The organism is Mycobacterium gordonae, from assembly GCF_002101675.1.
GTDB lineage: Bacteria > Actinomycetota > Actinomycetes > Mycobacteriales > Mycobacteriaceae > Mycobacterium > Mycobacterium gordonae.
In genome coordinates this window covers 1-20,865 of record NZ_LQOY01000170.1, presented here as the reverse complement: position 1 = coordinate 20,865, position 20,865 = coordinate 1, and the positions used below count along the sequence as shown (strand labels likewise).

Here is a 20,865-nt window from a genome sequence, read left to right as displayed (position 1 = left end):
TCGGACGGTCAGCGCGCTCATCGGGCACCCGCCGTTCGATTCCTGCCGCCCGCCGACGTACTCGGTCTCTACGTGTATTTGCCGGAGGCGGGTGCCCGATGAGCGCGCTGACCGTCTTCCGCGCTGTCCGCGCGGTCGGCACCGCCCTGCCCGCCGAAGCGATCCCGCGGGCCAGTGAGCTGCGAATGCCTGGCCAGACCGCAGAGGCTTACCAGCTTCCACCGGGAATGGCGGTTAATGGTGCCATCGCACGTGCGTGGGAGGCCATGCTCGCCGCGCACCGCAGCTGGAGCACCGCTCTGCAGCGATTGCCGGATGGCGATGCCGCCACCAAACTCACCCGGGACAAATGGCTGCTGCCGCTTCTGTACGAACTCGGTTGGGGTAGGCCGGATTCCATCAGCGGCGGGCTGTCCGTGACGCCGGGCCTCGGTGAAACCGAAGCACCGCACTTCCCCATCTCTCACCGAGTCGCTTGGCCTGACGCCGCGAACGCCTCGGCATGGGTGCCGTTGCATTTGGTGGGCGCTCGTACCGACCTGGATACCAAGACTGCGGGCGTGACCGCACGGGCTCCGCAGGCGATGGTGCAGGACTACCTCAACCGAGAGGACCACTCACTTTGGGCGGTCCTGTCCAACGGCCATCAGCTGCGGTTGTTGCGTGACGCCTCTAGCCTGACTCGCCAGTCTTTCGTTGAATTCGACCTCGACGCAATATTTACCGACCAGCAATACGCCGACTTCCGCATCCTGTTCCTGACCGTCCACGCCAGCCGCTTCGCGCCTCGCCTCGACGACAAAGTCGCTAAAGCCGTTGCCGACGCCGAGGATTCCGATGAGGACTCCGAGGCCGAACAAGCCGAACCCAAACTCGACAACTGCTGGCTTGAACGCTGGCGAACCACCGCAATCGACGACGGTGCCCGAGCCCTGCTGAACCTGCAGCACGGCGTCGCCGCCGCCCTAAAGGAGCTGGGTACTGGCTTCGTCGCGCACCCGTCCAATGCTGCGCTGCGCGAGACGCTGGCTGCGGCCACCGACGCCGATCGCGATCTTCAACGGGCGCTGCTGCGCATTGCCTACCGGCTCATCGTGCTGTTCGTGGTCGAGGACCGCGATCTGCTGCACCGCTCCGACGCCCCAGGCAGCGCACGGACCCTATACGCGAACTACTTTTCTACCGCACGGTTGCGCCGGCTGGCCGCCGAGCCGATCGGCGGCTGGCACACTGACCTTTGGGAGGCCCACCAGATCGTCACCGACGCTCTGGCCGGCGAAGGACTAACCGCACTTGGGCTCAGTGGCCTTGGTGCGACGTTGTTCTCACGCGACGCGTTGAGCGTCCTCGATGGCGCAAAGCTTCCCAACCGGGCATTCCTCGCGGCCGTGCGGGCCCTATCCCAGATCGACGACCCGTTCACCGGGCTGCCGCGGCCGGTCGATTACCGCAACCTCGACAGCGAAGAGCTCGGTGGCGTGTACGAGGGTCTGTTGGCCTACACCCCGCGCTACCACGCCGACGAACGGGTCTTCCTTCTCGATGTGTCTACTGGCAACGAGCGCAAGAAGTCCGGCTCGTACTACACGCCTTCGGACCTCATCGCGCTGGTGCTCGACGAGGCATTGAACCCGTTGATCGACGAGGCTGTCCGAGCGTCTAACGCCGAACAGGCACTCCTCGATCTGACGGTGGTCGACCCGGCCTGTGGAAGTGGACATTTCGTCGTTGCTGCGGCACGGCGGATCGCCGCCGCCTTGGCCAGCGTCCGAACTGGGGAAACCGAACCCACGCCCGCGGCACTTCGAGCTGCCACCGCCGACGTCATCGAGCGCTGCGTCTACGGCGTGGACCTCAACGACCTTGCCATCGAGATCACCAAGGTGGCGTTATGGTTGGAAGCCTTCGACGCCCACCGGCCCTTTCCGTTCCTCGACGCGCACTTTCGTGTCGGGAATGCCTTGCTCGGCACCACCCCGGAACTGCTGCGCCACAATATTCCTGACGAGGCTTTCAAGGTGTTGGGCGATGACGACACGACGTGGACATCAAAACTCAAGGCCCGTAATAAGAAGGAAAGGAGGTCTGATCTCGGCCAGCACACTATCGATGAAGAACTTGGCACCTTGAACGTCGAAACGAGGCAGTTCGCAAAGGCCGCCCGCGAAGCGGACGCCGGCACCGTCGGATCGGTTGCAGCCCTAAGAGCGCGTGCCGATGCGTGGCGACGTTTGGAGAATGATCCCGACTTAGTGGCCGCAAGATTGGTCGCTGATGCGTGGTGCGCGGCGTTCGTGCAACCCAAGAAGGGGCCGGCAGCATCTGGGCAGGGCATTACCCATGGCACCCTCCGAGCACTCGCTGAAAGTCCCAAGTCGGTGCCCGACACCGTCGTCGCCCAAGCCAGTGCATTGGCTCGAAAATATCGATTTTTCCACTGGCACTTGGAGTTCCCCGGCATCTTCACCGCACCCAACGACGGCAGCGCCAACGCAGACACTGGATGGACAGGCGGGTTCTCCTGCGTCGTGGGCAATCCTCCGTGGGACGCACTGCAACTCGAAGACAAGCAGTTCTTCGCCAACCTTGGCTTATCCGACATCGCGAATGCGAGTTCTGCTGACGCCCGCAAGCCGATGATCGCTCACCTAGCCGAGACTGATCCAAATATTTACCAACACTACTGCGAGGCTGCGCGCCAGGCGAGCGCAATCAACAACCTGATCCGAGGAGGGCGTTTCCCACTTACGGCACAGGGAAAAATGAACGCCTACAGCGCATTTGCCGAATCAATGCGATTAGTAGCCGGCCCGCTAGGATACGCCGCATTCATTACTCCCACGGGACTTGCCACCGACAAGACCAGAGCTGACTTCTTCTCCGATACGCTGAAATCTGATCGCCTACAGTGCTTTTACGATTTCGAGAACGAGTCGAAAATTTTCCGAGATGTACACCACGCGATGAGGTTTGCAGTTACTGTGGTGACCGGCCCGCAACGCATCGTAGGCAAAGCAAAGTTCTCGTTTCTGAATCGCTATCTCAGCACAGTGCACGAACGCATGTTCGAGATCGCCCCCTCAGAGGTCCTGATCCTAAACCCAAATACTGGAAATCTGCCGATCTTCAGAAGCCGTGTCGACGCCGACATCACCGTGAAGATGTACAGCCGACATCCGGTCCTGATCCGCGAGGGCGTGCCGGGCGGCAATCCTTGGGGGCTTAATATCAGCCAGGGATTGTTCAACTTGTCAAAAACTAGCGGGTTTCACCAAGCAGAGTCGTTCGATCAGGACGATTTCAATGGGTGGTCATACAAGGCCCACGGCACCGAGTATCTACCGCTTTACGAGGCAAAGATGCTCGGTCACTTCGACCACCGGTTCTCAACCTACCGAGGAGCCACCCAGGAACAGCTCAATGTGGGAGCACTTCCCAGGATTTCCGACGCTGACCATGACGATCCTGCGATCGAACCGTTGGCGAGGTATTGGGTTCCGCGTGCGGAATTGGACGCCAAGTTGGAAAAACGTTGGGATCGTGGTTGGTTGCTGGGGTGGCGCGATATCACCAATAAGGGCAACGAGCGGACATTCGTTGCATCAGTCTTGCCTCAATCAGCCGTCGGTAACTCGTTCTATGTCGCAACGTTAGAAGACTCGTCGCTCGGCTACTTGCTGCATGCCACCTGGTCCTCAATACCATTCGACTACATCGCGCGCCAGAAAGTGAGTGGGTCCCACGTCAACGAGTTCGCCGCAAAACAATTGGCTTGCCCCGGCCCTAGTGAGTTCTCCAAGCGAACCGAATGGCTGGCTGAATGCGATCTTCGAACTTGGATGCGACCCTATCTAGTCGAATTGTCCTACACCTCATGGCGGTTGAAGCCTTACGCCGACGACGTCGGTGCAGCAGGACCACCATTCCGTTGGGATCCGGACCGCCGCGCGCTCCTTCGCGCCGACCTCGACGCCGGATTCATTCACATCTACGGCCTCGACCGCGATGAGGCCGAACATGTCCTCAATTCGTTCGCGGTCGTTTGCAAGTACGAAGAACGCGACTTCGGAGAGTACCGCACGAAACGTCTTGTCCTTGAAGCCTACGACCGAATGGCCAACGCGATCGCCAAAGGCGGTAAGGGCTGGAAGCCCCTCGCTGATCCACCCGCCGGGGAAGGACCCCGTCACTCCGAAGTCAAGCAACGGAAGAACTATGCCACTAGCCATCGATAAGGGATTCCTCAAAGATCTCGGCAAGCTGGAGAAGCCCGTCTACAATCGGGTTACCGAAGTCTTCGACGAATTCGACTCCGCCACCCACACCGGGCTGCACCTGGAAAAGATCGCCAACGCCCGGAACCCGCGGTTCCGGTCGATCCGCATCGACCAGTCCTGGCGCGGAATCGTCCTCGCGCCCAACGTCGGCGACGTGTACACCCTGCTCAAAGTGCTCCCACACGACGACGCATACGCATGGGCGCAACGCAACAAGGTCTCAGTCAACTCTGCCACCGGCGGCATCGAGATCCGCGACGAAGCCGAACTCGACCGCCAGATCCCCGAGATGGCAAGGGCGGCCAAGAGCGCTGGCGCCCCGATCTTCGGGAACTTCAGCGACGGAGAACTATCTAAGCTTGGCATCGACGAAAAGGTACTTGCGTTCGCGCGAACCGTCACCGATGCCGCACAACTCGACGCGGCGAAATCATTTCTGCCAGAAACTCAATGGGATGTGTTGTTCGGCCTCGCCGCGGGTTTCACGCCTGAGGAGGTGTGGGCAGACCTTGGTGCGCAGATTCTGAGCACACCCGTCGACACGCAAGACATCGACGCAGCCATCTTGCGCAGCAGCGACCGCGTTGTCCTTGTGAGCGGACCCGACGAAATCATGGAGGTGTTCGCCTACCCGTTCGCCACCTGGCGCGTGTACTTGCACCCGACCCAGCGCGCCGTGGTCGACGCGACCTACAAGGGGCCCGCCCGTGTCACCGGCGGACCCGGCACCGGTAAGACCGTCGTCGCCCTGCACCGCGCACACATGCTGGCGAAACGCGGTGAGGGCAAAGTACTCGTCACCACCTTCACCTCAACGCTTTCCGAGACGCTCCAATCCGGCCTCGACATGCTCGTCGACGACGAGAAAGTCGAAAGCCGCATCGAGGTATCACACGTCGACCGGATCGCTCACCGCGTCTTCCGAAAGACGCACGGCGCACCAGTCATGCTCGGCTCTCAAGACGAAAAAGCGTTGTGGGCGGGGCTGATCGGCGAACTTGGGCTGAACTTCACGCCTGTATTCCTGTCCGAGGAATGGCGACAGGTCGTGCTTGCCCGCCGCATCAGCACGGCCGACGCCTACCTAGCCGCCAAGCGCACCGGACGCGGGCGCGCCCTTGGGCCAGCCCAGCGGGCCCGGGTCTGGCAGGCGGTCTGGGAGTTCGAACAAACTCTCACTCGGCAGGGCGTGTGGACACACGAAACCATCCGGCGGCAGGCGACCCGTCTGCTGGAGGAAGCGACTGATAAGCCGTTCCGCCACATAGTTATTGACGAAGCCCAAGACCTCAGCCCGGACCAATGGCGGCTGCTACGCGCGGCAGTCGCCGAAGCACCTGACGATATTTTCATTGCTGGGGACACGCACCAGCGGATCTATGACAATCGCGTCAGCTTGCGCGACGTCGGCATTAATATCGCTGGCCGGTCTTCTCGGCTGAATATCAACTACCGAACTACCGCCGAGATCCTCGGCTGGAGCCTGGGCTTGCTGCGCGGCCAACCGATCGACGACATGGAAGGTGGCCTGGATTCCATTGCCGGCTGCAAGTCCTACGTACACGGACAGCCGCCGAGCCTGAAGAGACACCAAAGCCCCGAGGCCGAGGCCAGGTTCATTGCCGCGACTGTCAAGGAGTGGACCGATAGCGGAATCGTGCCGTCAGAGATTGGGATAGCGGTGCGGGCCAACTGGATGATCTCGAAGATTCAGCACGCCCTCAAAGCGGCCGGAATCGACAGTATTGATCTTGCCAAGACTTCGGACGACGACGAGGCCGTCCGCGTCGGAACGATGCACCGCATGAAGGGACTGGAATTCCGCTGCGTATGCGCCGCCGGTGTCAGCGCCAAGCTGCTGCCTGCCGCGAACGCCGTCACTCCGCTCGAGGACGACAAACAAACGCACCAGCAAGACCTGGAGCGAGAACGGTGTCTGCTCTTTGTGGCCTGCACCCGTGCGCGCGAACAATTACTCGTCACTTGGCACGGCGACCCCAGCCCCTTCCTGACCGTTCTAGACAAAACCTGATTAAGGAGTTTCGGTGACCCGCCTGTCTACTCTGCTGGACGAAATCGATTCCGGCGTCGTGCTTCTTCCGGAGTTCCAACGCGGCTACGTCTGGAACCGTGACCAGGTTCGCGGCCTGATGCGGTCGTTGTACCGCGGATACCCAGTCGGCGGTCTGCTGGTGTGGGAGACGACATCGGAAGACATCACCGTCCGCGGCGCGTCCAGCGGCAGCGGAACGCGGCAGCTCCTGCTCGACGGTCAGCAACGAGTCACCTCGATGTACGGGGTCATCCGCGGTACGCCTCCGCCGTTCTTCGAGGGCGACAAGAGTGCCTTCACTGGGCTGTATTTCAACGTGGAGGCAGAGTCTTTCGAGTTCTATGCTCCAACGAAGATGGCTGGTGACCCGACCTGGGTGAACGTTACCGAGCTATTCCATAAAGGTCCGTTTGAATACCTCTCGGCATTCCCCAACGTTGAACGTGAAGTGCTTAACACGTACTTAGGGCGTCTCAACCGCATTAAAGAGATCGAGAACCGCAACTTCAACTCCGAGAAGATCACCGGTGCCGGCAAGACGGTCGATGAAGTCGTCGACATCTTCAATAAGGTCAACTCCGGCGGCACCAAGTTGTCCAAGGGTGACCTTGCACTGGCGAAGCTTTGTGCCGAGTGGCCAGAAGCGCGAAAAGAGCTGCGCGACAACCTAGATCGCTGGAAGAAGGCCGGCTTTAGGTTCTCCCTCGACTGGCTGCTACGGAACGCCACGGCAGTCGCGACCGGCAGGGCGTTGTTCTCTTCTCTGACTGATGTTTCGGCTGCCGATTTCGAGTCGGCGCTCGGAAAATCGGTGAATCACGTTGGCACTTTCCTCGACGCCGCGTCCGGTCGCCTGGGTCTCGATCACGACCGAGTGCTTATGGGCCGCTACGCGACCCCCGTCATCACACGGCTTCTTCACCTCAACGGCGGAGGTTTCAGCGACAGCGCCCACCGCGACAAGGTGCTCTACTGGTACGTGCATTCCGCGTTGTGGGGCAGATTCAGCGGCTCCACAGAGACGTACCTCCAACAAGATTATGACGCTGCCGAGCGTGGCGGAGTCGACGCGCTCATTGCCGTCCTGGAGCGAGTCCGCGGCGGGCATCTAATCGTGAGCCCCGACGACTTTGGCGGAGCCACCAGGGGGTCACGCTTCTATCCCCTCTTGTACCTGTTGACGCGAGTCGACGGAGCACGCGATTTTGGTAGTGGTCTGGAGTTGCGTGCTGAGTTGCTCGGCAAACTCACGTCCTTGCAAGTGCACCACATCTTCCCCAAGGCGCTGTTGCGTAAGCATGGGTTGGAGCGCAACGAGATCAATGCGATCGCGAATTTCTGCTTCCTGACCCAGGACACCAACCTCAAGATCGGGATGCGCGACCCCGCGGAGTATCTACCAGAAGTACAGGCAAAGCACCCCGGTGTCTTGGAATCCCAATGGATTCCAACCGATCCGGAATTGTGGCGAGTGGAGCGCTACGCGGATTTCCTCGCAGCGCGCCGTAAACTGCTCGCTGCGACCGCGCAATCCTTCCTCGAAAGTCTTCGCAGTCCCGAGTCGCCACATGACAACGTCACGCTCGAGCGACTCCAAGTAGCCGACGAAGTCGTCGACGACCCGCGCGGCGAGCAGATTCGTGCACTGATAACAGAGCTGGAGAGCCGTGGGTTTGCAAGTCCACTTGTCGATGCCGAAATCCCTGATCCCGTGAGTAGAACTGAATTGGCCGTGGCCGAAGCGTTTTGGCCTGACGGCCTCCAACAAGGCATTGGTTCGCCTGTGGTCCTAGAACTGGATCCGGACGATGCCGATCTGCCTCGGCTAGAGGAACTCGGGTACCAAGTATTCACCTCGGTGGATGCGCTACTGGGTTTCCTTGACAACGAAAGTGCGGCCGCGGCCGGTGAAGCTTCTCCAGCCGTCGCTGCGGCCAGCGAGCCAGACGCAAGCCCCGCTGAGAGTCAATTCGGCGAGCGCATGAAGGCCATATACGAACGCGGCCGTTCGGAAGCCGGATACAGCGCCAATTATTTCCTAAGCATGTTGTCTCAATATGGCCCTCAAGAAACGGCGCACAAACTTCTGGCATCCCCGGCAGTCTCTGACGGGTTCGCGCAACTGTGGGAGCGCGGGCGGCTTGACCTTACCGTTGAAGCGCTAGTCCTTGAGTCGCCTTTCTCAGAACTGTTCAGTGAGGACGAGATTGAAGTTGCACGTCGGCGACTTGAGCAGTTCGGGTATGAGCCGTGAGGCGGATTCAAGCCGAGGAAACATCCGGGGATAACTCTTCACTGCTAAGCACTCAAGTACTTCAAGAACGACACCGACTGATACCGGTCGAGGTTCCTCTGCGCATCTGAAAGTTCGTCTTCGAGCTTCTGTAACTGCGTAACCACCTGGGCAACGGTCGCATCGGCGGCGGACCGCCGATGCCGATAGTCAAGCCGAACCAGCTCTATTTTCTGCGTAATCTCCTGATCTTCGGCGGTGTACTTAGCGTCGATGGCTGTCTTCAGCGCATGCAGCTTCGGGCCCACAGCGTCGATAGCCGCCTGTGTTGTTCGCTTCTCATCCGCAAACTTAGTCTCGATAGCTTTCGTCTGCGTCGAGGATAACCACTGCGGAGCTCGGCTTTGCGCAGCGGTGAGTTGGAGTTGATGCCAGGAGTGGATTGCCGCCGCCTTAGCAGGTCCGATGCCGCTGATGGTGAACCAGTAGCTTGATCCGGTTCTACGGAATTGTGTTCCACTTACAGCGGCAAGATCGGCGGCAGTGTGTATTCCATTGGCGGCGAGAGCAGCGACCATCGCGGGCCCTATGCCATGGATGACGCCCGGCTTTATAAGCCTTGAGGCCAAATAATTTTGAATGTGCTTCTCTTGCGACGCTTTCAATTGCTGTCGGAGTTCTGCCGCCTTTGCAGCATCCAATCGCTTGAGGGCGTCTTGTAGCGCTGTAACACTCTTCCGCAGATCCTTCGATTTCCGCTCGTATTCATCAGTCGCAGACTTCGGCAATTTTGATCGTCGACTCTCTAGTGCTTGGAGATCTCGTCGCTCTTTTCCATCTAAACTGCTTCGAGCGTTTCGTGCTTCGGCTACCCGCGCCTCTTGCCGGTCCAACTCACGCCGCGCCAGCTTCACTTGCCGACGCGCAGCAGATCGTTTGACCACGGGATCGGTTCGATTCCAGAGCACCCAAGCTCCGGTCATCATCGCAGCGCCCCACATCAGAAGCACTAGGCCACCGAGTAACAAGTTTGACAAGGTTCCGAGAGCAGCTGCGCTGAGAAGCCCCATCGCAATCAGCAGTAAGCCGATTAATTTCGATGCGCGACTAGGACGAACCACCTCGATGGGCGGAAGCGGAGCCTGGTGGCTTCGCAGCCACCCGGTGCCCACGCGAGGCGTGCGCTCCGGCTGGCCGGATGCGGAAGTACCATCCGCAGGAGCGGCGGCGGCTTGCCGCCACCACGCTTGTGAGTTCGCAAGAGGGTCAGCTACTTTGGGCTCGATGCGGGTAATTTCCGGGTGCGGAATGCGTTTCCGGTCGAACTCCGGGACTGTGGCCGGTGAGCTCGACGGCGCGAGCGCCTCTCTGAGGACGTCCGCAAACTCTGTGTGTGGGGAGCCCAGGGACCGCATTCGCCCGATAACGTCGAGCGGCGGCTCGAACTCCTCCTTGCCAAGGAGCAGCTTCTCGTCACCTTCTTGGCGAAAGCTGTACCAAAGCGTAGGCTGTGCCGCCAGCGAGAGTAGTGAACCGTAGATGAGCCAAGCGCTAAATCGATCTAACTCGGGACCGAAGTCGCTCCTAGATCGGCGCGGATGTTGATAGTTCGCAAGACCGAGTTCATTGGAACCAAGGTCTTTAATCGACGGCACGAACATGCCGTCATAGTCAATAACGCGAAGTCTGTGATGCGTGTCGATCAGAAGGTTCCCGTGCTGCAGGTCTCCGTGGGCAATGCCGGCAGCGTGCAGATCTGCCACACAATCAGCGAACTGGTTCGCCACTTGGATGATCCGATCAGGATGGCCGAGACTCTGGGTCAACCAAGGGATTAGCGTCTGCGATCCCTCAACCCATTCCATGCGCAGAATCGCGTGCCACTGCCCACGGACTAGGACACCCTTCTCTATGTACTCGAACCCCACCTGCCAAGGCCGGGCCATGTTGGCTAGGATGCCGTGAATGGCTTGGTAGCGTCTATGCTGCCCCGTGACCTGCTTGGTGAAACACTTCACTGCATACCGCTTGCCGGACGAACCAGTAATCGAGAAGACTGACGCGAAGTTGCCCGATATGGCTTTGGGTATGCCGAGTGGAGTCAGATCCACTCGACCGGCCTTTAGATCCTGGTCCTGGAAGCACGTGCCGGTGTTTTGCAGTGCCTCAACGTAGTCGCCGTTCGAGGGAAAAGTTGTCATGGCGGTCAAAAACAGTGCACACGGACCAGCGTGACATCGTCGTTCTTCAACCTGCCGTTTGAGCGCTCATCCGACACCCAACTGGCGAACGGTTGGCAGTCGCTACATCCGAAGTCTCGCCAGATCTCCCAAGGCCTTTCCGATTGTTCTCGACGTTCCAAGAACCAGGCGGCGAGCGCATCCGTGCAGAGGAAGAATAAATCTTCTGGTTGCCAGTCGCCGCTGGTCCTCCGCAACCGACGTTTGAAAGCGCATTCGTGGTCCAGGCTCCGGATGAGCGCCGGCGTTGTGCCAAACGCGCTGGAACGCTTCACTGGAAAGGCCCTCAAGCACACCTCACCGCGAATATGAAAAAGCGTGGCGTCACCGACCGCCATCGCCCACCAGTAACCTTGATCACCGCCGCGCGGATTACGAATCCTCAGGGCTACGAGTGTGGCTTCGGCACCATGTGCCAGGCCCGGCTCTTCATACCAAGCGATCGGCTTATTCCGTCGGAGCCGTTCTGCGCGATACGCGTCCAGTTGGCCCGGCCAATCGTTGATCGCTGAATCGATTGCATCGGGCCACCGTCTGTGAGGAATCCGCTCCGTTACGACACGACGGGACAGCACCTTCGCCCAACGCCCAGAAAGAAGACTTTCTGTAGCTCCGTCTGCCACCGCTAATCTGACATCGTCGACCCCCTCGGCTAGCTCAACGCTGGGTTGGTCGCCAACACTGTTGGCCGAGGCGTCCTCGTATTCCTCCTCTGTCGACCCAGCTTTCGGCAGCCAGAACGTGTCGATCTGCCCGCGCATGGGTAGCTCAGCGAAGATCGCTTGCGCGAGTACCGATTTCAAGAAATTGCACGATACCCGCCACGTCGGCGTTGTACACGAAGCCCTTCGAGCCCTCCTCGACGCCGTACCCCTGGTTAGCTGCCGCAGCCCTTATCTGGGATGGCAACAAGCTCGACATGCCGAACAGTAAGCGGGAGAACTGGTCCGGCAGAGCTGCCTCGGACGCCGGAAACGAAATTGGTTTGCCACCCGTCGTGCTTACGTGAAGGTTGAACAAGAGAACGTTGCCGTCTGTGGTGAGCTGAGATCGAAGCCTCATTGCGATCTCTGTCGGATCTCCGTCGGTGCTTTCCCCATCCGTAAGGTGCAATACAACCGGTGGAAATCCGGCCGGGTGCTGCTCTACCCAACTCGATACCAGGGCTTCTGCCCGTGTCAGGGCCTGCACCATAGGCGTCCCGCCCCCAGCTTGTGCATCAAGCCAAATCGGAAACTTGACCTGCTGCTCGACAAGCCCCCCTGCCCCATCAGGCACCTTCTTCGTGCGCTCCTCCAGCCGCGCGGGTGACTCGGCGATCTGGCTGATCGGCACCAGATCACGTCCACTGAGCGGCCCAGAGAACGCTGAATTTACCGCTCCGCCGTATCCCAGTACCGCGATATGGAAGTAGTCCCGTACACCTTCCTCCTTCGCGCACCGGAGTGTGAGCTCGAACAGCAACCTATTGATAGCATCGGCGACCACCTCCGACTTCTTCTGCCTCAGCTCTCCGCCAATCGCGTCGTCCATGCTGGCGGACTGGTCGACGACGAATACGAAACACGTCGGATTCGCTCGACTGATTTCGGCGGCGTATACCACGCTAACCTCCCACTTTTCTTTCGCCACGGTTGATATGACGATCATGCAATAGATTCGGACTACCGGGTAGACCACTCACGGATGCATAAGTGCGCCCCTTCCTCACTTGCCGCATGCACGGGAATCTTTGTTCCGCCGACTGGTCCCCGTCCCCAACCCGCGGCACCTTCCTATCCTGCCACCCCTGCGAGACTCACCCCGCCGCCCCGCCAAGCAATGTCAGCGCCGCCCGCCGCGAAAGATCTTCGTGAAAGCGCGCGTTCCGGTAGGTGCGAAGACACCCATAGCAAGAGGTCTCTTCGCCGCAGTCGCAGTCCGTCATTCTTTTGACCGCAGTCTCGAGGACCAGCCCTATGTTCTCCGCAATCTTCTTAGCCGCACCGGCGCCCCCAGGAACGGTATCGAACAGGACGATGCTGCGGCGGTGATCAGCGCTCCACGACAAAGCTCCGTCGATGTCGTCGCGACTGATCTCCAGTGCGTATGAGGCGCCCTCAAGCAGAGCGTAAAGCGAGGACAACCAATTCGCTTGATGCTCATTACGATAGGAGACCCCATCGAAGGTGAACTCGGCAACATCGGACTGATACCGATGTCCAAGCGAGATCCTTTCAAGCGGCCCGTCGCAGTCGCGTCCATTGTCCGGGCGCTCATGCTTGCGGCGTCGGCTCCCCCGCTCGGCCGCGCGCGCCCAGCCGCACCATTCACAGAGCTGGAATCCCTCGCCGGTGCCGTCCGAGACGACGGCCAGCCAAGCCCGGACCCCGGCGCGCGCAGTCACTTTCAATCCGTTGTGTCCAGACCAGTGGTATTGGCCGGCATCGTCGCCCGGAGTCTCAACGTAGCTACCTCCGTGCCAGCGCCGTTCCGGCGGAGCGCTCCCTACATCTTGGGTATCACTGTCGGCGATGAAGCCAAACTCGGGAATGATCAATGTGCCGATTGACTTGAATGGATCTCCGCAGCTGGGACAGAGCTCACCGGGATCAAGTTTCGTGCCGCGCTGAAAACGGCCGCAGGCCGGACAGATTCGGTAGCTGTGGCGCACCAGCTCCTTCCCTGGGCGCTTCCTAAGCCCCGTCGAGGTCCAGACTCTGCCCCCGGCCACTACTTGGTTCCCAGGCGCATAGTCATAGATCGCCAAGCTGAGGTCACGACCGAGCTCAAGTTGACGTCCAACCGGATCCGCGGCATAGAGCGTGGTGAGCTCAACGGTGTCGACCGGAAATCCGTACTTAGGCAGAATATTTCGGTTGGCCAGGTATCCGAGGAGTTCTCGCCCTGTGATGGTTCGTAACGTGTCTTGGAGGCGTTTACTGAGGCTGAACTTACGCTCCTTAACCGACTCTTCGATCCGTTCTTCTATGTCGGCAACGTCTTTGGTTAGCTCCGTTTCCGTCGACTTCAGCAATTCCACCAGTGCTTCGACCCAGGTGCCGTCGTTCACACCGATCTCCGCTTGCACACTCGTCGGCAGCGCTGCTCGCAATGCCTCTGCCAACGCTGCGGGAACCGGTGTGAGGTATTCATGCACTCGGCTCGCGGGCGAGGGACCGCCATCCGGCGCGGCCGAGAAGAATTGCCCGGCCGACTTCCATCTCTCACCGCGCTCCTCGAAGCAATAGCGGAAGTAGGAAGCTAGCGCTACGGAGTGCGCATGACGGCGCGCGATTCTCGCATTGTCGGTCGGCACCCAGGGGATACGCATTCGGCCCGCGATCATCGCGTTCGGGTCCTGATATTGCGCTAGATCGTGCGCGGAACGGTTCGCGTATGTTACGACAAGAGCCGCGGAGGCGGCACGGCGGCCGGCGCGACCAGCGCGCTGAACATAATTAGCGGTCTTCGGCGGCATATTGCGCAACATAACCGACTGGAGGTCGCCGACGTCAACACCAAGCTCGAACGTCGTAGAGCAAGAGAGAACGTTTACCTTGCCACCGACGAAGTCGCGTTGAATTTCGGCCGCTACCTTAGCGTCCCATTGCGCGGTGTGTTCGCGTGCAGTCAGCGGTGCCGTGTTCATCGTCTGGTAAACGACTCGGTAGTGGTTTGTGTCGCTCTGCGGAGGCGGGGTTTTGTACGGCTCCAACTTGCCGATGCAACGGCTGTTGGGACAGATGCCGCGGATCGTGAACGCAGTAAGCAGCCGACAGGTACCACACCGGTGCCACTGGATGTTTGCACCGTTGCAAACTGACAGCGTGCTGTGATCTAGCTGATAGACCCGTCCAAGCACGCGATCGGATTCAGCCACCAGAAACCCGCCAGATTCGAGTGTCTTCCAACAACCTTCAAGAATTCGACTAGGTGCGACCTCGCTTGATAAGGCGGCAAGCACTTTGCTTACGAATATGATTCGGCTGTTGCTTGTTCCTGTGCCGCTTGGACTCCAGCTGATGATCTGTTTGGCTCGATCTGACCCGGTGGAGCGCATGCGTACCCGAGTGTTACGCGGGGCAAATCGCTCATCCTTGACATTGACGCGATCAAGCACCGTGACCGCGCCTTGAAGCCGCACTGTCTTGACGAGTTCATTCAAAAGCGCCCAGGCCTCGCTTTCCGTGAACCCGAGTGAGGCAAATCCGCGCATTTCGATGGGGAAATCTTGACGCAGCGCCACCCGCATCAGACCGAGTCCTTCGAGCGATTGACGCGTCTCGAGGGTCATCAACTCACCAGATACCCACTGATTAACGGCCTGGGTGATCTCGATATTGCCTAAGCCCTTGGCAAAATGCCCTGCAGCATCCGCTTTTTCGCGGGCCAGAATCGCCAGGTCGCCGACGGTGAGCTCACTGCGTGCTGCGGCCGGGTCGGCCAGGGCTTGTGCAATGTAACGCCTTTCCAGCATGCGGGAGTAGGTGCGGTCAAGATACGGCGCGGCAAAAGCCGCCGCCTGCCGCGAGTCGGAGAACATCAGAAGCTTCCGGCCGCCGCCGACTTGATCGGCGGCTTGATCGCCTGCTTCGGGCAGTTGCTGATAGAGCGCGGTGGTGACCACGGCCGGTGCCGCATTCACATCAGTCCGAAGTCGTCGGATACCCTGACGCGATTGCGCACCACACTCCGTGCAGCGGGTCATGATCCGCGTCGATCGAGGGTGCTCCCGCACCGTGAGGAGCTTTCCCCCGCCGCAGTCAGGCGACGGGCACGTCGTAGCCGCTGCATCGGCGAGCAGGCCACACCCTGTGCACAGCCGACCCGTAGCTGGGTCAGACTTTGCCGACTTGGCCTCGTCTTCGGCTAACGTCAGCTCATCCTCATCGAGGAGTACCTCACCCTCTTCATCCGCAAGGACGAGCCAATTCACTGAGGAATCAGCCTTTTTGGAGGGCAGAAAATACTCCCGGCCGTCGCGGTGATCCAACTCCCCCGCGAGGTGAACGGCACCGCAGCGGGTGCACGTTCCGAATTCGAAGACTGCGCGTCCAGTGGAAGGATCCACTTCGTGCCTGGCGAGGAATATATGCGGCCCATCATCATTGAAGCTGACAAACGCGCCCTCGGTAGCGCGCACGAAAAGGTGATACCGCGCAGAAAGCACCGGATGGCCAGCCGCGTCTTGGATACTGCTTCCGAGTTGCACGAGCGAATCCAGCTTCTCAGCCGACTGATCGTCGTCTGGCCAAAGATGCGGCCGCAGTGCTCGTACGTCGACCGGCTTCCTACTGAGCGCCTCCTTCAGTTCAATGATCGACTCCTCGTTGCTGAGCGCTTCAGCGAGCCCAATGTCTGAAGGGGCTACCGCAGCAGGCTCGATCTGACCGCTCCGCAGTGCCATCAACTGCTCCCCGGTGAGGCGCCATTGCGGTGCGGGCGAATGCCGGTTCCTTAACGGCTCGACGAGATCCTGCCGACTTGGGTCACCGTCGACGTACTCGAACGGAGCGTCAAAGAGGTTGCTCGCGAACTCCATTGCTTCACCGCGCGGGTCGTTGCGGGTTGATCCCGTCAGCGACGCGGACGTGGCAACGCACTGAATGTTTGAGCCAGGCGCGACCCGCTGTTTCAGCCGACGAAGTAGGAGCGCAACCTCAGAACCTTGGGCACCGTCGTAGACGTGGGCTTCGTCCATCACGATGAACCGCCAGGTTCCCTTGTAGGGCCCGTCGAAGAGGTCAATGTCCGCAGGTCGCAGAAGGAGGTATTCGAGCATCGCATAGTTGGTCAGTAGGAGGTGCGGTGGAGCGCTCCGCATCTCGTCCCGGCTGAGCAACTCGTTGGGGCGACGCCGGGCGCCCGGATTGGACTGCAGGAAGTCGGTTTCCGCCGCTCGCGAATCTTCAATGGTCTCGCCCGTATAGCGCCCGAACGTAATATCAGGGCAGTTGGCGAGGACGGAACGAAGACGCTTGAGCTGGTCATTCGCCAGGGCATTCATCGGATAAAGGAGCAGCGCTCGCACACCGGGCCCTAATCTGCCGTGCGCCGCTTCCTCGACAAGCGAGTTGATGATCGGTATGAGGAAGCTCTCCGTCTTGCCCGAGCCAGTGCCGGTGCTAACCGCTAAGTTACGGCCTGCGATGAACTTTCGAATGGCGGATTCTTGGTGAACATAGAGAGGCTGGTCTATAGGGAGAGCCTCGCTGTTGATCTTGACGAATTCGGGATGGAGCACACCCTCATCGATAAGTTGACGACATGTCGCGCCGGTCTCGTAGGGCGGCGTCATCTCGAGGATAGGCCCCTTGATCAGCATCGTGCTGACATCGATTTCGGCGTCAAAGGCTGCCGCCAAGCGTTCGTCGCGCGGTGCAAGAAGTGTTTTGAGATAACGCTTGTAGCTGCCCTCGATCTGTTTGGCAGCTTCCAGCGGATCCAGCCGATCAGTCATGGCGCCCTCCTCCGATGAGATCACCTCGACGGTCGTACAGCATCAGAGCCTCGGCAATCAATAAGTCATTGGCCACCATCGTTGGGCAGAGTTGCGCCAGACGCGCCCACTCAGCAAGCAAGCCGGAGTTCAGGTATTGCCCGCTAATCCTGCCGTGAGCCTCAAGCCGGGCCAGGAACGCCAAGGTTAGCGACTGAACGGCCATCAGCATCCAAGGATGCTCGACGACGTCCATTCCGCGGACACGATCACTTCGCACCGCGATGGTCTCGTGGGCCAGCATTGAGGTTCGCCTGATCGGACTAACAACGAACGACGTCTGCTGGGCGAAGTTGTCAGACCAACCAGATTTGATCCATTCTGTGCGTCGGGAGAACGCCTCGTAAACGGCAGCTCGCAGCGTGTCGGGGTGCAACTGGGCGCGGGGCACGAGCTGGATCTCACTCAATTTCGCTTCGACCTGGTTACCCGGCACGGCATTCATCGCGAAAACGTTTGCGTCGAAACCAGCGCGGTGCATGCAGGCTGACTTGCCCGTCCGGAGTAACTCCATCAAGGGCTGTCCCCCCCGGTCTCGCAGGTAAGCGAGAGTTTCGGCGCGTTCCGCTGGTACCTCTTTACGACGTTGGTAAAGCGAAGGGAGGTCGGAAAGTTCCACCATGCATCCGAACCACGGATGCGAATGCAGTTTGTTGAAGGTCTCCTCGGCCGAATAATCCTGATTTACGAGCTCGCTGCGTATCAGCATGGCCATCTTCTCGCCGGCCGGAATTGTGCTGTCGCCCAGGCATTCTAGCGCTTCTCTGGGATCATCGGCCAGTAACGGTATGAGACCGGCGAACCGCTCGCGGTTGCTATCCGAATGCAGCTTCGCCAGAGCCGCCCAGACTTCCGGAATAGCGCCGACCTCAATCGGCGCGCTGCGGCGACCAACAAGGTAGCGGGACAATTTCACTTGAGCACTCGTGCCATCCTCACGCCAGCCCAGCTGCTCTACCCGGAAAGCATCCTCACTCGGCGTCAATGGTGGAGTGACCGAGATCCACGGGTCATCAATGAAGAGTCGGCACAACAATTCGCCTGCTTCTACGAGATGGCTAGGGAGCGTGGCTGTGCCTGCAACGACAGGAATGATCTCCGCCCGACGCCATGGAGCCGTGCCGCTCCACACGTAGACGGCCAAGTCATCAACCGTGGCAAGCCCGTCGAATACCAGAACGCCATCGACGAGGTGCACATCGGAAGCGAGCCGCTGTGGTTGAGCCAAAAGTACTGTGACCTCAACCTGGCCAGTCTCGGTGATCAATGACGCGACAATTCGGCCATTGGGCTGACGACGGACAGTGTCAGCGAATTGTTGTGTCCGCGACTCGAACACATCTCCCTGGCGCCTGCGCGGGGTCGGGTCAAGTTGCAGGAGGTCGCCGACCGCAGAGACATAGCCAAACTTGGCGCTTTCGACACCGGGTGCTCTAATCGCCACGAAACGGTCCTGCACGAAGTCCTCGGGGTCGCATACGTCGGCTGTCATCCGCCACCCGGCGGGTGATCCGACTTCGCCGCTTCGGATTTCCACATGCGGAGGGTGTAGCAACAACGGTACAGCCGACTTGGTATCGGACAGTTCGACTTTGAGTTCTATGTCGTGAGGGCCGAATGTGAATGGGCCGCTGCGGGAAAAAGAGAAATCAGCGGCGTCAATGTTGCCGACGCATGGCGAGAGGCCCCCTTGTACGGGGACGCGCACCTGAGTGTCGAAAGCAAGCTCTAGCCCTTCGGCGAGGAAAATGACGCACCGTGCATCGGCCCCAAGGGGGCCGCTCACCACGATTTCGAAAAGCCCCAACTGGGGCTCTTCGGCATCGTCGAAAGGATCTACACACGTCTCGACGTCTTCAGCGGTCCATGACTCATCGGCGATCCATTCGGTGTCTCCGAGCCGCCGCACACGAACATTCCACTGAGGTGCAGGATGAGTTTCCGACAGCGGGAGCATGACCCACGGGCGCTCGTTGTACACCATTCGCCCATCCGCTGCGAGCACTCCGGGCACGGCGTCGCCGAGTTGAAAGCTGGGTCGTGCGTCCTTTCGCACGGTGCGTTCGCTACCTACAAGCTGATCCTTCAGCGCAAGTTGCAGCGCGTTTACGTGGTCCAGCTCGACGAAAGCGCTGCGCCAGCCACGCCATCCGACAGGGCAACCGGTTTCGCCGATGTCGATCGGCCGAAGCGTGCTTGCGTCGACCAGCTGATGATCGCGTGGGAAGATCGCCCACACGCAGTCCTTCAAACCGTCACGCCGCGGAATCCAGTGACCGGTCCGGTCGAACGTTAAGAGAGGGTCGGCCTTCAAAACCAAAGGAACGGCGAAGCCCAACGAGTCGTCCGGCGGGACAACTACTGCTTCCCGGATAGGTCCAGGAACGACTGTTCGGACGAACGCTGACTGTGCATCGCCACCCCATCGTCGAGCTGCATGAACTTCGCGGACCTCTCCATCAAATGACACGCGCCAAGGTTGACCATTATCGAGCGCGCCTGCGCGAAGGACGAGAACGATCTCGTCATCGTCGATGTTGTACAAGACTTCCGGACGCTGCCGAGTTTTTGTGACAGTGCGTTTGCGAGCAGTCGGCGGCGGGGTTTCCCGCAATCGAGAGATCAGTTGTTCAAGCAACACTCCCGGTAGCCCGGTCGTCGAGGCGTCTAACTCCACCTCGAACAATGAGGGGTCTGCGGCAGTTGCCTCAACGAATTCGATAACTCGGTCGAGGATGTCGACGGCGAACTCCGCTCCGTTATGGAGGAAGTTCCGGACGGGCATCGTGAGGGTGTCTGTTCGGTATTCCTTGCCCGGCTCTTCAAGCCACTCCATGACTGCGGCGCCAGTGGCGGGCCGGCCCTGCGCAATGTGGTCGTTGATCAGCGTGAGCAGATCGCCCAGGCAATGCACCGGGATACCGGCATGCAACGCGAACATCATGACGAATCTGCGCGAGCTCTCCCGCTCGATTGCCGGGAAGCGCGCCAGAGAAAACTTGTCGAGCAGTCCGACAGTGCTTCGGCGGATCGCGTTCTCGAAGTCACCGTCGCGCGACATACCGAGCTCGTCCCAGAAGCTTTCCCAATAGGCGCCGTGGTCATAAGCAAGAGCTGCATGCCCGACGAGGATCATCAGCGTGAGCGCCGGGAACCGCTTGATGATCTTATCGTGCGTCCAGCCACGATGGATCAGATGCGTTGCTGCCACGCCGTACTTACTCTGAGCGGTCCTGATCTCGTCCGCGGAAAAGTCCGTCTCGATGACGAGCCTGACTGGCTTCAGGCGTGTCCGCCATTCGAAGTCCTTATCGCTCATCCAATCTGCTAGCGACGTCACCGCAATCCCCCACCTGATTTCGACTCTCGGGGCACTTTAGGACAGGGCACCGACACGCAGGGGGTGTTAGCGAATCTCTTCGCTTGGGCGCTCAAAAAAGCAAGAGGCGAACGTTCTGCAAGGGCCCGCTCGCAGGGTATCGGTCGCCAACGAACTGCGGTCTCTGTTGACGACGGTTGAAAACCAGGCCAGTCGCGACGGTTGAAAAGTAGGCCACCCGATCAGATTGGATGGGTGATCT

8 protein-coding genes are annotated in these 20,865 nt (G+C 60.0%); 3 read left to right on the top strand and 5 right to left on the bottom strand.

Translation table 11 applies throughout. The features are described from left to right. The first annotated feature begins 98 nt into the window (after positions 1 to 98). The 3 genes from AWC08_RS23320 to AWC08_RS23310 are packed head-to-tail and all read left to right on the top strand — an operon-like array spanning position 99 to position 8,584. Positions 99 to 4,235 carry an Eco57I restriction-modification methylase domain-containing protein gene (locus tag AWC08_RS23320; RefSeq protein ID WP_069432881.1) on the top strand — a complete coding sequence of 1,379 codons (4,137 nt, stop codon included), beginning with the start codon at positions 99 to 101 and terminating at the stop codon, positions 4,233 to 4,235. Further along, positions 4,216 to 6,309: a 3'-5' exonuclease gene (locus tag AWC08_RS23315; protein WP_069432880.1), complete on the top strand. Its 2,094-nt coding sequence runs from the start codon at positions 4,216 to 4,218 to the stop codon at positions 6,307 to 6,309. Before AWC08_RS23320 ends, AWC08_RS23315 begins: the two co-directional genes overlap by 20 nt. 13 nt (positions 6,310 to 6,322) lie before the next feature. Continuing rightward, positions 6,323 to 8,584, top strand: a complete 2,262-nt coding sequence (locus AWC08_RS23310) for a GmrSD restriction endonuclease domain-containing protein (protein ID WP_069432879.1) — start codon at positions 6,323 to 6,325, stop codon at positions 8,582 to 8,584. Positions 8,585 to 8,628: 44 nt separating this feature from the next. Here the strand turns inward: AWC08_RS23310 and AWC08_RS23305 are convergent, their stop codons facing one another. The 5 genes from AWC08_RS23305 to AWC08_RS23290 all read right to left on the bottom strand — a co-directional run bounded on the left by AWC08_RS23305 (position 8,629) and on the right by AWC08_RS23290 (position 20,603). Then, positions 8,629 to 10,764: a protein kinase domain-containing protein gene (locus AWC08_RS23305; protein WP_083271025.1), complete on the bottom strand. Its 2,136-nt coding sequence runs from the start codon at positions 10,762 to 10,764 to the stop codon at positions 8,629 to 8,631. A 5-nt stretch (positions 10,765 to 10,769) separates the two neighbouring features. Then, on the bottom strand, positions 10,770 to 11,606 hold the full coding sequence (locus AWC08_RS35740; RefSeq protein ID WP_142283750.1) for a hypothetical protein: 837 nt from the start codon (positions 11,604 to 11,606) through the stop codon (positions 10,770 to 10,772). Next, the gene (locus AWC08_RS23300; RefSeq protein WP_232007751.1) at positions 11,572 to 12,453 is read right to left on the bottom strand and encodes a vWA domain-containing protein; all 882 of its coding nucleotides are present in this window, start codon (positions 12,451 to 12,453) and stop codon (positions 11,572 to 11,574) included. The genes AWC08_RS35740 and AWC08_RS23300 overlap by 35 nt, the downstream gene beginning before the upstream one ends. 148 nt (positions 12,454 to 12,601) lie before the next feature. Then, entirely contained in the window at positions 12,602 to 17,245 is a 4,644-nt protein-coding gene (locus tag AWC08_RS23295) for a DEAD/DEAH box helicase (RefSeq protein WP_069432913.1), read from the bottom strand. Next, the gene (locus tag AWC08_RS23290) at positions 17,238 to 20,603 is read right to left on the bottom strand and encodes a hypothetical protein (RefSeq protein WP_069432876.1); all 3,366 of its coding nucleotides are present in this window, start codon (positions 20,601 to 20,603) and stop codon (positions 17,238 to 17,240) included. Before AWC08_RS23290 ends, AWC08_RS23295 begins: the two co-directional genes overlap by 8 nt. Positions 20,604 to 20,865: the final 262 nt, after the last annotated feature.